The sequence below is a fragment of the Spiribacter aquaticus genome (genome assembly GCF_007625215.1).
Taxonomy (GTDB): Bacteria; Pseudomonadota; Gammaproteobacteria; order Nitrococcales; family Nitrococcaceae; genus Spiribacter; species Spiribacter roseus.
In genome coordinates this window covers 600701-614304 of record NZ_VMKP01000001.1, presented here as the reverse complement: position 1 = coordinate 614304, position 13604 = coordinate 600701, and the positions used below count along the sequence as shown (strand labels likewise).

Genomic DNA, 13604 nt, shown 5'->3' with positions numbered 1-13604 from the left:
TTGGCTGGAGGCGTGAGTGTATCAGGCGCCCGGTCCGCCCGGCTGACGACCGAACCCGGAGGTGATCGGATAGCGCCGGTCGCGACCGAATGCCTTGGTGGTCACCTTGACCCCCGGCGCCGCCTGACGGCGCTTGTACTCGTTGCGGTGCAGCAGCTTGACCACCTTGGCCACCGTCTCGCGGTCATGCCCCTGACCCACCAGATCCTCGACGCTGGCATCGTCCTCGACATAGGCGGCCAGGATGGTGTCGAGCTCGGCGTAATCCGGCAGGCTGTCGCTGTCCTTCTGATCGGGGGCAAGCTCAGCGCTCGGTGCGCGGGTCAGGATCCGCTCGGGGATGACCGGGGCGTCGGCGTTGCGATAGGCGGCCAGGCGGTACACCTCGGTCTTGAAGATGTCCTTGAGCGGCGAGAACCCGCCCACCATGTCGCCATAGAGCGTGGAGTAGCCCACCGCCATTTCGCTTTTATTGCCCGGCGCCAGCACCAGACCGCCCAGCTTGTTGGACACCGCCATCAGCATCGTCCCGCGGATCCGCGACTGCAGATTCTCCTCGGTGACATCCACGGGCCGGTCACCAAACACCGGCGCCAGCGTGGCGCAGAAGCCATCGAACACCGACTCGATGGCCAGCGTGTCGTAGCGAACGCCCAGCGCGTCGGCCAGCCCGGCGGCATCGGTCTGACTCATATCGGCGGTGTAGCGGGTGGGCATCATCAGGCAGTGCACTCGGTCCGGGCCCAGCGCGTCAGCGGCGATGCAGGTCACCAGCGCCGAGTCGACGCCGCCGGACAGACCGATCACCACGCTCGGGAAACCGTTTTTCTCGACATAGTCGCGCACCCCCCAGACCAGGGCCTCATAGACCACTGCCTCGGGCGAGAGCGACGGCTCGATGGCCCCCTCCAGCGGTGTCCAGCGGCCATGGATGCACTCGACATCCACCGGATGCAGGCCCGTGTCGAAGTGCGGCGCGCGCACCATCAGATCGCCGTTGCCATCGAACGCGCAGGACCCGCCGTCATAGACGACCTCGTCCTGTCCACCGGCCATGTTGCAGTAGAGGATGGGCAGACCGGTCTCGGCAACGCGGTCGCGCAGCACCGACTCGCGGGCGGCGCTTTTATAGTGATCGAAGGGTGAGGCGTTCAGGTTGACCACCACATCCGCGCCGGCCCCCGCCGCCTGGTTGACCGGCCCGCGGTGCCAGGCGTCCTCACAGATGGTCACGCCCACCCGGCAGCCGTCGACGTCGATCACACAGGGCGACGTCCCCGGCGTGAAATAGCGCAGATCGTCGAATACGCCATAGGTGGGCAGCTCCTGCTTGGCGTAGCAGGCCTGCACCGCGCCGTCGCGGATCACGCAGGCGGCGTTGTAGAGATGGCCATCGGCAAGCTGCGGGGCGCCCACGATCACGGTGATGCCCCGGGCTGCCTCGGCGATGCGGCCCAGGCCGTGATCGACGGCGGCGATGAAGTCGGGCCGCAGCAGCAGATCATCCGGCGGATAGCCGGTCAGCGTCAGCTCCGGAAAGCACACCAACCGCGCACCCAGGTCGTCCCGCGCCCGGGTGGCGGCCTCGATGACCGCATCGGTGTTGCCTGCGACATCGCCGACCAGCAGGTTGAGCTGGGCCATGACCAGCCGCAGGTGCTGATTCATCCGGTAAAGGCGTCGCTCACGCGCTGACCGATCTCCGCCGGCGAGCGGACCGTGGCCACGCCGGCGCGCTCGAGGGCGCCGAACTTATCCGCCGCGGTACCCTTGCCACCGCTGATGATCGCACCGGCATGACCCATGCGCTTGCCGGGCGGCGCCGTGACACCGGCGATATAGGCGATCACCGGCTTGCGCACGTTGGCCTGGATGTACTCCGCGGCCTCTTCCTCGGCGGTGCCACCGATCTCGCCCACCATGACGATGCCTTTGGTGTGACGGTCGGCCTCGAAGCGCGAGATCACATCGATGAAGCTCATGCCCTGGATCGGATCGCCGCCGATGCCCACACAGGTGCTCTGACCCATGCCGATGTCGGTGGTCTGCTTGACCGCCTCGTAAGTCAGCGTGCCCGAGCGCGAGACGATGCCGATGGACCCCGCCTTGTGGATATGGCCCGGCATGATGCCGATCTTGCACTGATCCGGGGTGATGATGCCGGGGCAGTTGGGGCCGATCAGCGTGGCGTCGTAGAAGTCCAGCGCCGCTTTCACCTTGAGCATGTCCAGCACGGGAATGCCCTCGGTGATGCAGGCGATGACCTTGATGCCCGCCTCGGCGGCCTCGAGGATGGCGTCGGCGGCGAACGCGGCCGGCACATAGATCATCGAGGCGTCGGCCCCGGTGCAGTCCACCGCATCGCGCACGGTGTTGAACACCGGCCGGTCAAGATGCGTCTCGCCGCCGCGGCCCGGCGTGGTGCCGCCGACGATGTTGGTGCCGTAGGCAATGCACTGCTCGGCGTGAAAGGTGCCCTGCTTCCCGGTGAAGCCCTGGACGATGACCTTGGTGTGCTTGTCCACCAGAATGCTCATGTGTATTCCTCGTCGTTAGTCCGGGTTGCGGGATCAGGCGCTGACCGCGCCGACCACCTTGTCTGCGCCGTCGGTCAGGTCATCGGCGGGGATGATATCGAGGCCGCTGTCAGCGAGCAGCTGTTTGCCCTGCTCGACATTGGTGCCCTCGAGCCGCACCACCACCGGGACGTTGACCCCCACTTCCTTCACCGCGGCGATCACGCCCTCGGCGATCATGTCGCAGCGCACGATACCCCCGAAGATATTCACCAGAATGCCCTGCACATCGGGGCTGGCGGAGATGATCTTGAACGCCTCGGTGACGCGCTCCTTGTTGGTGCCGCCGCCCACGTCCAGAAAGTTGGCCGGCTCGCCGCCGTGCAGCTTGATGACGTCCATGGTGGCCATGGCGAGCCCCGCGCCGTTGACCATGCAGCCGATGTTGCCGTCGAGGGTGATGTAGTTGAGGCCGTGCTCGGCGGCCTGCACCTCGGTCTCGTCCTCCTGGCTCAGATCGCGCATGTCGGCGATCTCGGGCTGGCGGTTGACCTCAATGGCGTTGTCATCGACGTTGATCTTGGCATCCAGCGCCAGCAGCGAGTCGTCGGCGGTGACGATCAGCGGGTTGATCTCGATGAGGCTGAGGTCGCGGTCCTCGAAGCAGCGGTACAGGCCCTTCATGATCTGGGTCAGCTGCTTGATCTGGGCGGGCGTCAGGCCCAGCGCAAAGCCCATCTGGCGGCACTGATAGGGCTGCAGACCGGCGACGGGATTGACCCGAACGGTCACGATCTTCTCCGGCTCGGTGGCGGCCACCTCCTCGATGTCCATGCCGCCGGCGGCGGAGCCCATGAACACGACCCGCTTGCTGGCCCGGTCGACCAGGGCGCCGAGGTAAATCTCGCGGGCGATGTCCAGGCCTTCTTCGACCATCACCGCGTTGATCGGCATGCCCTGCTCATCGGTCTGATGGGTGACCAGCCGGGTGCCGAGCATGGCCTCGGTGTACTCGCCCACCTCGTCAATGCTCTTGGCCAGCTTGACGCCACCGGCCTTGCCGCGGCCGCCGGCATGGACCTGCGCCTTGACCACCTGCACCGAACCGCCCAGCTCCTGCGCAGCAGAGCGGGCCTCGGCCGCGGAGCGGGCCACGAAGCCCCGGGGGATGGGAATACCGAACTGGCTGAAGATGTGCTTCGCCTGAAATTCGTGAAGGTTCATGGACGCTCCGCCTCCTCCAATAAAAGTGCCGACATTCTCCACGATTAAACGCACCGATTCAAAAGATCAGCGACCCCATGATAACCGCCACTCATCCGGCGCACCCGCGGGGCGGGTCGGTTGTGTGACCCGGCGCGCAGATCGGCAGCGGCGCCTGGGGCTGAATGGACCGGCAGGCCGCAGTCTGGCCTGAGCATGACAACGGAGGTTTCCCATGCGAATGCGACAGAAGGGCTTCACCCTGATCGAGCTGATGATCGTGGTCGCGATCATCGGCATCCTGGCGGCGGTGGCCGTACCGGCCTACTCGGACTACACGGTGCGGGCGAAGGTCACCGAGGCCCTCACCGCCGCCGGCGCCGCCAAGACGAGTGTGGCGGATTACTACTATGCGAATGGCGAGTTGCCGACCAGTAATGCGGAGGCGGGTTTAGCAGATGGGACAGATTATGCAACGGAAGTTATTAAGGGCCTCTCTGTTCACGGAGAGGCGGTGCCGGGAGAAACGGCAGGTACTATAGAGATTGAATTTGGAGACATCGGGGACTCTGCTGCGATAGATACCCTCTTGAACTTCGTACCGGACACATCCAACAACGCCCTCGCCTGGAACTGCGAGATCCCCGATACCAACGGCCTCCCCGCTCAATACGCCCCAGCCAGCTGCCGTTCCACCTCGACCACTCAATAGCGACCCATCCGTCATAACCCGGCCCTGAGCATGCGCCGACGCGCAGGCCGGTCCACCCCAAGCGGCAGCGGGCGCATCACCGGCAGCATCATGCTGGAAACGGTGATCGCCCTGCCGGTTGTACTCGTGCTGGGCCTGTCGATCACCCAGTGGGCGCTCATCCATCAGGCCCGGGCCGTGGTCGATCACGCCACCCTCATGGCGGCGCGGACCGGGGCCCTCGCCAATGCCGAAACGGGCCCCATGCGCAATGCCTTTGCCCGCGCCATCGTCCCACTGCACCTCAAAGACGCCACGGCCACTGGGTTCGAGACGGCCTTTTTCACCCGGGCCATGCCCGATGCCCGGCTCAACCTCGCGCTGCACATTCTTAACCCGACCCGCGAGGCGTTCGCCGACCACGGCCAGCGGGACGCCAACGGCAAGGTCTATCTGCCGTTCCGCCACCTCGATCGTGCGCCCAGCGGCATCGGCCGGCGCAGCGGCATCAGCCTCCAGGACGCTACCCTTTTACGGGTCCGGGCCACCTACGGCTACGCCCTTGAAGTGCCCTATGCCGGTGCATTCATTCTCCAGGCCCTGCGCACCGCCACGCGCTGGACTTCGGCGTACGGCGCGCGGGAGCGCGCCATGCTGGCCACCGGGCGGCTGCCACTGGTGACCACGGCCACGGTGCGGATGCAGACCCGAGCCTACCGCGGCGGGCGCTTTCCGCGTCGCAGCGAACTGCCGGAGGTGCCGCGGCAGGCGCCGGATAACGGTAATAACGCGCCATGATCGTGCATGATTCGCGCCATTTTGAAGCATATGCCACTGACTTGACCCCCGCGAACAGCGCGGGATAGCTTTAACGGGTCTGTCACATCAGTGACGGCTGGTAATCGGCAAGTGCGCGGCATTCTGCCGTCACCCGAAACAGCAACAAGGAGACTCATTCATGAAGTCATCCGCGCTTTTCACGCGTACCGCCGCCGGTGCGCTCGCCCTCGGCCTGTCCACGGCCGCCTTCGCTGACACCTGGCGCTACGCGCATGAGGAGTATGAAGGCGACGTGCAGGACGTCTACGCCGTGGCCTTCAAGGAGTACATCGAGGCCAACTCCGATCACACCCTCGAGATCTACCGCTTTGGCGAGCTGGGCGAGTCCGACGACATCATGGAGCAGGCCCAGTCCGGCATTCTCGAGTTCGTCAACCAGTCGCCGGGCTTCAGTGGCGCCTGGCTGCCGCCGGCACAGATTTTCTTCGTGCCCTACCTGCTGCCCACCGACGAGCAGACCGTGCTCGAGTTCTTCAACGAGAGCGAGGCCATCAATGAGATGTTCCCCGAGCTCTATGCCGAGCATGACCTCGAGCTGCTGAAGATGTACCCCGAGGGCGAGATGGTGGTCACCGCCGACGAGCCGATCACCAGCCCGGAGGATCTCAACAACAAGAAGATCCGGGTCATGACCAACCCGCTGCTCTCCGAGACCTACGACGCCTTCGGCGCCAGCCCGACGCCCCTGCCCTGGGGTGAGGTCTATGGTGGCCTGCAGACCGGCGTGATCGACGGTCAGGAAAACCCGATCTTCTGGATCGAGTCGGGTGGCCTCTACGAAGTCTCGCCGAATCTGACGTTCACCGGCCACGGCTGGTTCGTGACGGCGTCGATGGCCAACCAGGACTTCTTCGAAGGCCTGTCGGACAGCGAGCAGCAGATGATCCGCGAGGCGGCCAATGTGGCTTATGACCACACCATGGAGCACATCCAGGGTCTGGCCGACGAGTCGCTTGAGAAGATCCGCGAGGACTCCGACGAGGTCACCGTGACACGTCTCACCGACGAGCAGATCGAGGCCTTCAAGGCCCAGGCGCCGCAGGTCGAGCAGGCGTATCTCGAGATGACCGGCGAGGATGGCGAAGCGCTGCTCGAGCAGTTCAAGGCCGATCTCGAAGAAGTCCAGTCCAACTGAGACTCTGACTGACTGATCGCCAGTCAGCCCCGGGGCGGCCCGCGTGGCGGGTCGCCCCCTATATTAACCAGTGATCGAGGAGGCGGAGCGGGCATGAACGCCGAAGACGAAGCAGCGGAACGGGCCTATCGCTCGGACCTGCCGGGCCCACTTGGCCTGCTCGACACCTTTCTCGCACGACTGGAGGCCGTCATCCTGGCCTCGGGCGTGCTGCTCATGGCCACCAACACCATCGCCAACGTGGTGGGGCGCTTCGCGCTGGGTCAGAGCATTTCCTTTTCCGGCGAAATCAACCGGATCCTGATCATCCTGATCACGTTCGCGGGCATCGGCTATGCGGCGCGCCACGGCCGCCACATCCGCATGTCGGCCATCTACGACGCATTCCCCGTCGGCGGGCGCAAGGTCGCGATGATCATCATCGCCCTGGTCACCTCGGCGACGATGTTCTTCCTGCTCTACTTCTCGGTGTGGTACATCATCGATGTCCGCGACAGCGAGCGGGTGCTGCCCGCCCTCGGCTTTCCCATCTGGACGGTCTACGTCTGGGTGCCGCTGGGGCTGGGGATCACCGCCATCCAGTACCTGCTCACCGCCATCAAGAACATCCGCGAGAAGGACGTCTACCTGTCCACCGCCGTCATCGACGGCTACCGCGACACCGAGACCGAGGTCTAGGCCATGAGCGCGATCATGTTCAGCGCCATGGTGATCCTGCTGCTGCTGGGATTCCCCATGATGGTGCCGCTGATCGCCGGGGCGGTGATCGGCTTCACCATGATGTTCGGCGGCTTCGGGCAGATGGAGACCCTCATCCAGCAGATGCTCGCGGGGATCCGGCCGGCGTCGCTGATCGCGGTGCCGATGTTCATCCTCGCCGCCGACATCATGACCCGGGGGCATTCCGCCGAGCGCCTGATCAACATGGTCATGAGCTTCATCGGCCATATCAAGGGCGGCCTGGCGGTCAGCACCGCCGCCTCCTGCACGCTGTTCGGCGCGGTCTCGGGCTCCACCCAGGCAACGGTGGTGGCCATCGGCTCGCCGCTGCGGCCGCGGATGCTCAAGGCCGGCTATAAGGACCCGTTCACGCTGGCGCTGATCATCAACGCCAGTGACATCGCGTTCCTGATCCCGCCGAGCATCGGCATGATCGTCTACGGCGTGATCTCCGAGACCTCCATCGGCGAGCTGTTCATCGCGGGCATCGGCCCGGGGCTGATGATCCTCACGATGTTCTCGATCTACTGCATCATCTACGCCCACATCAAGGACGTCCCCACCGAGGACAAGGCCAGCTGGGGCGAGCGCCTGGCAGCGGTGCGCCATGCGCTCTGGCCGCTCGGCTTTCCGGTGATCATCGTCGGCGGCATCTACGGCGGCGTGTTCAGCCCCACCGAGGCCGCCGCGGTCTGCGTGCTCTACGCACTGATCCTTGAGTTCGTGATCTTCCGCTCGCTCAAGGCCAGCGAGATCTGGGCCATCGCCAAGTCCACGGGCCTGATCACCGCGGTGGTGTTCATCCTGGTGGGCGCGGGCAACGGATTTTCCTGGATCATCTCGTTCGCCCAGATCCCCGAGGCGGTGCTCGGCGCCGTCGGCATCAACGAAGCCGGACCCGTGGGCGTACTGATCGCGATCTGCGTGGCGTTTTTCATCGCCTGTATGTTCGTCGACCCCATCGTGGTCATCCTGGTGCTGACCCCGATCTTCATGCCAGCCATCGAGGCCACCGGGCTCGACCCGGTGCTGGTGGGCATCCTGATCACGCTGCAGGTGGCGATCGGATCGGCGACACCGCCGTTCGGCTGCGATATCTTCACGGCCATCGCGATCTTCAAGCGACCCTATATGGAGGTCATTCGGGGGACACCGCCGTTTGTCCTGATGCTGGTGTTCTCGGCGGCCCTTTTGATCATGTTCCCGCAGATCGCCCTGGGACTGCGCGACCTGATGTTCAACTAGAGGCGGCGTATGGCGTTATTCAACCGAATCCTGGTGCCCGTGGATGGTTCGAGCGGCGCGATGTCGGCGCTGCATACGGTGATCGGCCTGCAGCGACTGACCGACGCCGAGGTGTTCGTGCTGTGTGTGTTCAAGCACCACAGCCTGCGCGAGGCCTCGCTGTCCATGGTCCGGCCAAAGCGCATGACCATGCCCGACGACGCGCTCAAGGAATACGCCACCGACATCGCCATGTCGGCCAAGCAGTCGATCATCGACCACCACGTCCCCCGCGATCGGGTGCGGGCGTTCGTCAAGGGCGGGCGGCCGGCGAGCACCATCGTCCAGTTCGCCCGCCAGCGCGAGTGTGACCTGATCGTGATCGGCGCCCAGGGCACCACCGACGAGACCAGTATGCTGCTGGGCAGCGTCGCCCACCGTGTGGCAGGCGGGGCGCACTGCCCGGTCATGGTCGTCTAGCGATCGTTCCAGCGGGGGCCCGGCGGCTCAGCCGATGATCAGCAGCACGCCCGCCGCCACCAGCGCCAGCCACACATAAACCGTCCGCCGCAGCAGCGCATAGGCATCGTCCACGGCGTCGGCGGTCAGATCGCGGGGGGCGTTGGCCAGCGGCACACCCAGCGCCGCCATGCCGGTTTCCGCCAGGCGCCGCGGTGCGCCCGCCGCCGCCTCAGATTCCCAGACCGTCCAGGCCGCACTGAAGTGGCCCGCCAGCGCCAGTGTCAGCGCCATCAGCCGGTCGGGCAGCCAGTCCAGCCCCGCCACCAGGCGCGTCGCACGCCCGCAGTAGCCGGGACCGGCATTGTCCTGGCAGTCGCCGAACGCCCGCGCCAGCACCGCCAGTCGATAGCCGAACGCGCCCACCGGGCCCAGCAGCACAAACCAGAACACCGGCGCAAACAAGCGCGTCCGGGCGCGCAGCATCAGATGCCCCGCCGCCGCCTCGGGCATGGCCTCGAAGGCCATCGGCTCGTCCCGCCCCCCGGCCAGCGCCTTTAAGGCGGTCTCGGCGGCGGCGGTGTCCCCGCGCCGCCAGGCCGCGGTGAACGCCGCCACCTCGGCCTCGAGGGGCTCGCCCCCGCCAAACGCAAAGCACAGTGCGGCCACGCTCAGCACCAGCCCCACGCCGCCGAACAGCGCGCCACCCAGGCTCCACTGCAGGATCGCCACCGGCAGCAGCGGCGGCAGCAGCACCAGCGCCACGCCCAGGCCATGGTCCCAGGCGCGCAGGCGCATCAGCCGCGGCTGCAGCCAGGCACTGTAGCGAAAGAACCCCCGCGCACTGCGCCAGCCCCCGGGTGGCAGGCGGCTGTTGATGAGCAGTGCGGCAATCAGGGCAAGCAGCTTCACAGGGTGAGCGCCCGGCGCTGGGTGATCGGGCAGCGGATCTCGAGGTTGCGGGCCAGGCGCTGCCAGTCAAATCCGGGGCCGGGATCGCTCTTGCGCCCGGGGGCGATATGGCAGTGCCCCACCACGCGGTCCGCGCCGATGGCCGGATAGGTCGCCCGCAGCCCGCGGATCAGCGCCTCAAGCCGGTCATACTGAATCGGCCGGTAGGGCTGGGTGTCCGTGCCCTCCAGTTCGATGCCAATGGAGAAATCATTGCAGTCGCGCCGCCCCTCGAACACCGACTCGCCGGCATGCCAGGCGCGCCGGTCAAACGCGACATACTGGGTCAGCCCGCCGTCCCGGGCGATCAGCACATGGGCGGATACCCGCACGCCGGCCAGGTAATCGAAGCGGGCGTCACCGCGGGTGTTGAGCCGATTGGTGAACAGCTCGGTGATATGACCGCCGCCGAACTGGCCGGCGGGCAGGCTGATGCCATGCACCACAATCAGCTCCGGCGCCTGACCGGGCGGTCGCTCGCCCTGGTTGGGCGATGCCACAAAGGCCGCCTCGGCAACCCGTCCGGTTGCCCCATCGATCCGCATGAGTGCCCGTTCCTGTGCGTCGAGACCCGTTGATGGCGAGGATGATAGCATCCAGCCCGCGTTATCACTGTCTGTCGGGATCATGCCATGGCCGAATCACCCCTCACCAGCAATCGACTGGGCGCGGCGAGCAGCCCCTACCTGCGCCAGCACGCCGACAACCCGGTGCACTGGCAGCCGTGGGACGACACCGCGCTCGCCGCCGCCCGTGATCAGGACCGGCCGATCCTGCTGTCCATCGGCTATTCGGCCTGTCACTGGTGCCATGTCATGGCGCATGAGTGCTTCGAGGATCCGGCCATCGCCGATCAGATGAATCACGGGTTCATCAACATCAAGGTCGACCGCGAGGAGCGCCCCGATCTTGACCACATCTACCAGACCGCCCATCAGCTGCTGGTGGGCCGCGGCGGTGGCTGGCCGCTGACCGTGTTCCTGACCCCCGATCAGATGCCGTTTTTTGCCGGGACGTACTTCCCGGCCAAGGCCAGCCAGGGCATGCCCGGCTTTGGCGATGTCATGGATCGCATCACCCGGGTGTGGCGCGACCACCGCGACGAGATCCACGAGCAGAACGCCGATCTCAAGCGCGTGCTGGATCGGCTGGGCACGGTCACGCCGCGCACTGCCCTGCCCGATGCCGGCGTGCTCGACACCGCGCGTCAGCAGCTGGGCGAGCGCTTCGACCCGGCCCACGGCGGGTTCGGCCCGGCGCCCAAGTTCCCGCAGCCCATGACCCTCGAGCGGCTGCTGCGCACCTATGCCCGCAGTCAGCAGCGCGGTGAGCCCGACCGCGGCGCCCTGCACATGGCCTGCCACAGCCTGCGGCGGATGGCGCTGGGGGGCATCTACGACCAGATCGGCGGTGGCTTTGCGCGCTATAGCGTGGATGCCGAATGGCGGATCCCGCATTTTGAGAAAATGCTCAGCGACAACGCCCTGCTGATCGGTGTCGCCAGCGACGCCTTCCAGGCCACCGGCGATCGGTTCTTCCGCCGCATTGCCCGGGAGACCGCCGAGTGGGCGCTGCGCGAGATGGAACAGCCGGGCGGCGGCTTCGCCACCTCGCTGGACGCCGACAGCGCCGGGGGCGAAGGCGCGTTCTATCTTTGGACGCCCGAGCAGATGCGGACGGTGCTCAGTGCCGACGAGGCGGAGCTGGTGATCCGGCGACTGGGCCTGGATGAAAAACCCAACTTTGACGGGCGCTGGCACCCACAGGTGCACATGGCCTTCTCGGAACTGGCCAAGGCCCTGCACACCCCGCGCGACGTCCTGGTGGCCCGCTGGAAGTCGGCGCAGCAGAAACTCCGTGATGCCCGCGACCAGCGCCCGCGGCCGGGCCGCGACGACAAGGTGCTGACCGCCTGGAACGCGCTGATGATCCGTTCCCTGGCGCGGGCCGGGCGATTCCTCGACCTGCCGCATCTCATCGATGCTGCCGAGCGCACCGAGGCGGCGCTGCAGGCGCGCGGGGCGTTGACCTTCCTCGACGATCACGCCTTCCTGCTGGATGCCCTCATCGAGCTCCAGCAGGCGCGCTGGTCCGATGCCCGCACGGCGCGGGCGCGCTCACTGGCCGATGCCCTGCTCGAGGGCTTCGAGGATGCGGATGTCGGCGGCTTCTATCTGACCGCCCGCGACCACGCCCCCCTCATCCAGCGGCCCCGGCGCTGGACCGACGATGCCCTGCCCGCCGGCAATGGCATCGCGGCGCTGGCGCTCAACCGACTGGGGCACTGGCTGGGCGAGCCGCGCTACCTGGATGCCGCCAAGCGCACGCTAATGGCGGCCGCCGAGAGCATCGAGCAGGCACCGGCGGCGCACTGCACCCTGCTGGATGCCCTGGATGAGCAGCTCGTCCCCCCGGCGCTGGTGGTGATCCGCGGGGATGCTCCGACGCGCCAGGCCCTGCGCGACGTCGCCGAGGGCGGCTTCGCCCCGGGCCGGCTGGTGTTGACTCCCGGTGACGGCCAGCGTGCCGGTGCCGCGCCGGCCGAGGGCAGCGGCGCGTGGGTGTGCCGCGCCCGGGCCTGCCTGCCGAAGGCGGCCACCGCCGCCGAGCTCAAGGACCGCCTCAGCGAGTCGCTGTGAACGCCCTGTTGCGTCTTCACCACGGCTGTCATCCAAATGCCATCGTCCTGTCATTGAACCGCCACTGATCTGTCACTGAATCCTCATCGCCTCGTCACATTGTCCCGGCATTGTCATCGCCAGTCGGGGCAGCGGCGGACGCCGCGGCTGTCGCGTCAACGCAACGCCACAATCAAACGAGGATTCAAGTGATGAAGCACGCACCCAAACTGGCCCTTCTGGTCGCGGCCGGCATGGCCTCCGCCGGCGCCCAGGCCGCCGATTTCGAAGTCTCCGAGAACACCACTCTGACCCTGGGCGGCGAAGTGGTGCTCAACTACCTGTATGAGAAGAAAACCAACGGCGAAAACGACACGGACTTCAAAGACGACGGTTCGAAGGTTGTTATCGGCGGCACCCGGGATCTGGGCAATGGCATCACGGCGTTTGCCGAGGCGGAGTTTGAGTACAACACGCTCGGAAACAGCGACACTGTAAGCCGCGACGGCAGCATCCTCGGGTTTGTCGGCGACTTCGGTGAAGTGGCGATCGGCGCCAGCGACAACGTCTTCGAGGATCTGATTTCCGATGCCGTGGATCCCTTTGAGAACGCTTCGCTGGACGCGGTCAGCCTCACCGACGAGGACAGCATGCTGACCTACTACAGCCCGGACATGGATGGTTTCTCGTTCCGGCTGCAGGGTCGGCATAACAATCGCGATAACGATGATGTCGGAGATGGCAACGGTTCTGAGGTTAGCCTGATCGCCGCGGCCGAATATGACTTCGGCCCGGTCGCCCTCGCGGCCGCCTACGACAGCCGGGGTTCGATCAATGCCAATGGCAGTGATTCCAACGAATTCAAGTCGCAGGACCACGTGGTCGGCATCGCTGCAGTGGCCCAGCTGAGTGACCGTCTCGAGGCGAGCGCCCGCTTTGCCCAGGAAAACGACCAAGCTGGTAATGACACCGATTACACGGCTATCGCGCTTTCCTACAACTACGGCGGCGGTGACCTCTACGGGGCGGCCCAGAGCGTTGATCCCAGCAACGGTGACTCGAACACGCAGACGGCAGCTGGTATCAACTACGAAATCGCCAGCGACGTGGTGATCTTTGCCGAGTATGGCGATCTTGACCGCAAGTTTTCGGACGGCGAGTTCGCGAAGCTCGACACCGACAAGCTGGGCGTCGCGGGTCTGAAGTACGAGTTCTGATCCCACTCCCAGGGTTTCCCCCACACAACC

The 13604-nt window shown here is 66.2% G+C and carries 13 protein-coding genes; 8 read left to right on the top strand and 5 right to left on the bottom strand.

The window, feature by feature from the left end; translation table 11 throughout:
* Positions 1-21: 21 nt before the first annotated feature.
* From FPL11_RS03080 to sucC, 3 genes are read right to left on the bottom strand one after another with little or no spacing between them, the layout of a single operon-like run.
* The gene (locus FPL11_RS03080; RefSeq protein ID WP_144347170.1) at positions 22-1668 is read right to left on the bottom strand and encodes an NAD+ synthase; all 1647 of its coding nucleotides are present in this window, start codon (positions 1666-1668) and stop codon (positions 22-24) included.
* The gene (gene sucD / locus FPL11_RS03075) at positions 1665-2537 is read right to left on the bottom strand and encodes a succinate--CoA ligase subunit alpha (protein ID WP_144347169.1); all 873 of its coding nucleotides are present in this window, start codon (positions 2535-2537) and stop codon (positions 1665-1667) included. The genes FPL11_RS03080 and sucD overlap by 4 nt, the downstream gene beginning before the upstream one ends.
* A gap of 33 nt (positions 2538-2570) precedes the next feature.
* The gene (gene sucC / locus FPL11_RS03070; protein WP_110882484.1) at positions 2571-3740 is read right to left on the bottom strand and encodes an ADP-forming succinate--CoA ligase subunit beta; all 1170 of its coding nucleotides are present in this window, start codon (positions 3738-3740) and stop codon (positions 2571-2573) included.
* Between the two features lie 214 nt (positions 3741-3954).
* Here sucC and FPL11_RS03065 point away from each other — a divergent pair, with 214 nt between their 5' ends.
* The 6 genes from FPL11_RS03065 to FPL11_RS03040 all read left to right on the top strand — a co-directional run bounded on the left by FPL11_RS03065 (position 3955) and on the right by FPL11_RS03040 (position 8809).
* Entirely contained in the window at positions 3955-4431 is a 477-nt protein-coding gene (locus tag FPL11_RS03065) for a pilin (protein WP_144347168.1), read from the top strand.
* 30 nt (positions 4432-4461) lie between these two features.
* Positions 4462-5208: a TadE family protein gene (locus tag FPL11_RS03060; protein WP_144347167.1), complete on the top strand. Its 747-nt coding sequence runs from the start codon at positions 4462-4464 to the stop codon at positions 5206-5208.
* 160 nt (positions 5209-5368) lie between these two features.
* Complete coding sequence (locus FPL11_RS03055; RefSeq protein ID WP_144347166.1) at positions 5369-6385, top strand: TRAP transporter substrate-binding protein; 1017 nt, start codon at positions 5369-5371, stop codon at positions 6383-6385.
* A 93-nt stretch (positions 6386-6478) separates the two neighbouring features.
* Positions 6479-7063 carry a TRAP transporter small permease gene (locus FPL11_RS03050; RefSeq protein WP_110882480.1) on the top strand — a complete coding sequence of 195 codons (585 nt, stop codon included), beginning with the start codon at positions 6479-6481 and terminating at the stop codon, positions 7061-7063.
* Positions 7064-7066: 3 nt separating this feature from the next.
* Positions 7067-8350, top strand: a complete 1284-nt coding sequence (locus FPL11_RS03045; protein ID WP_144347165.1) for a TRAP transporter large permease — start codon at positions 7067-7069, stop codon at positions 8348-8350.
* 9 nt (positions 8351-8359) lie between these two features.
* Positions 8360-8809 (top strand): universal stress protein, encoded by a 450-nt coding sequence (locus FPL11_RS03040; protein ID WP_144347164.1) that lies wholly within the window; start codon positions 8360-8362, stop codon positions 8807-8809.
* 27 nt (positions 8810-8836) lie between these two features.
* Here the strand turns inward: FPL11_RS03040 and ampE are convergent, their stop codons facing one another.
* Positions 8837-9700 (bottom strand): regulatory signaling modulator protein AmpE, encoded by an 864-nt coding sequence (gene ampE / locus FPL11_RS03035; protein WP_159308534.1) that lies wholly within the window; start codon positions 9698-9700, stop codon positions 8837-8839.
* Entirely contained in the window at positions 9697-10284 is a 588-nt protein-coding gene (ampD, locus tag FPL11_RS03030; RefSeq protein ID WP_110882578.1) for a 1,6-anhydro-N-acetylmuramyl-L-alanine amidase AmpD, read from the bottom strand. Before ampD ends, ampE begins: the two co-directional genes overlap by 4 nt.
* 87 nt (positions 10285-10371) lie before the next feature.
* Between ampD and FPL11_RS03025 the strand changes: the two genes are divergently transcribed.
* Together FPL11_RS03025 and FPL11_RS03020 are read left to right on the top strand one after the other, a co-directional pair.
* Positions 10372-12378 (top strand): thioredoxin domain-containing protein, encoded by a 2007-nt coding sequence (locus FPL11_RS03025; protein ID WP_144347162.1) that lies wholly within the window; start codon positions 10372-10374, stop codon positions 12376-12378.
* Positions 12379-12569: 191 nt separating this feature from the next.
* Positions 12570-13574: a porin gene (locus tag FPL11_RS03020; RefSeq protein WP_144347161.1), complete on the top strand. Its 1005-nt coding sequence runs from the start codon at positions 12570-12572 to the stop codon at positions 13572-13574.
* The last annotated feature ends 30 nt before the right edge of the window (positions 13575-13604 follow it).

What these genes read in the sequence shown, in the direction of transcription:
- FPL11_RS03080 (WP_144347170.1), bottom strand. Translation starts at nt 1,668, where the DNA reads ATGAATCAGCACCTGCGGCTGGTCATGGCCCAGCTCAACCTGCTGGTC.
- sucD (WP_144347169.1), bottom strand. Translation starts at nt 2,537, where the DNA reads ATGAGCATTCTGGTGGACAAGCACACCAAGGTCATCGTCCAGGGCTTC.
- sucC (WP_110882484.1), bottom strand. Translation starts at nt 3,740, where the DNA reads ATGAACCTTCACGAATTTCAGGCGAAGCACATCTTCAGCCAGTTCGGT.
- FPL11_RS03065 (WP_144347168.1), top strand. Translation starts at nt 3,955, where the DNA reads ATGCGAATGCGACAGAAGGGCTTCACCCTGATCGAGCTGATGATCGTG.
- FPL11_RS03060 (WP_144347167.1), top strand. Translation starts at nt 4,462, where the DNA reads ATGCGCCGACGCGCAGGCCGGTCCACCCCAAGCGGCAGCGGGCGCATC.
- FPL11_RS03055 (WP_144347166.1), top strand. Translation starts at nt 5,369, where the DNA reads ATGAAGTCATCCGCGCTTTTCACGCGTACCGCCGCCGGTGCGCTCGCC.
- FPL11_RS03050 (WP_110882480.1), top strand. Translation starts at nt 6,479, where the DNA reads ATGAACGCCGAAGACGAAGCAGCGGAACGGGCCTATCGCTCGGACCTG.
- FPL11_RS03045 (WP_144347165.1), top strand. Translation starts at nt 7,067, where the DNA reads ATGAGCGCGATCATGTTCAGCGCCATGGTGATCCTGCTGCTGCTGGGA.
- FPL11_RS03040 (WP_144347164.1), top strand. Translation starts at nt 8,360, where the DNA reads ATGGCGTTATTCAACCGAATCCTGGTGCCCGTGGATGGTTCGAGCGGC.
- ampD (WP_110882578.1), bottom strand. Translation starts at nt 10,284, where the DNA reads ATGCGGATCGATGGGGCAACCGGACGGGTTGCCGAGGCGGCCTTTGTG.
- FPL11_RS03025 (WP_144347162.1), top strand. Translation starts at nt 10,372, where the DNA reads ATGGCCGAATCACCCCTCACCAGCAATCGACTGGGCGCGGCGAGCAGC.
- FPL11_RS03020 (WP_144347161.1), top strand. Translation starts at nt 12,570, where the DNA reads ATGAAGCACGCACCCAAACTGGCCCTTCTGGTCGCGGCCGGCATGGCC.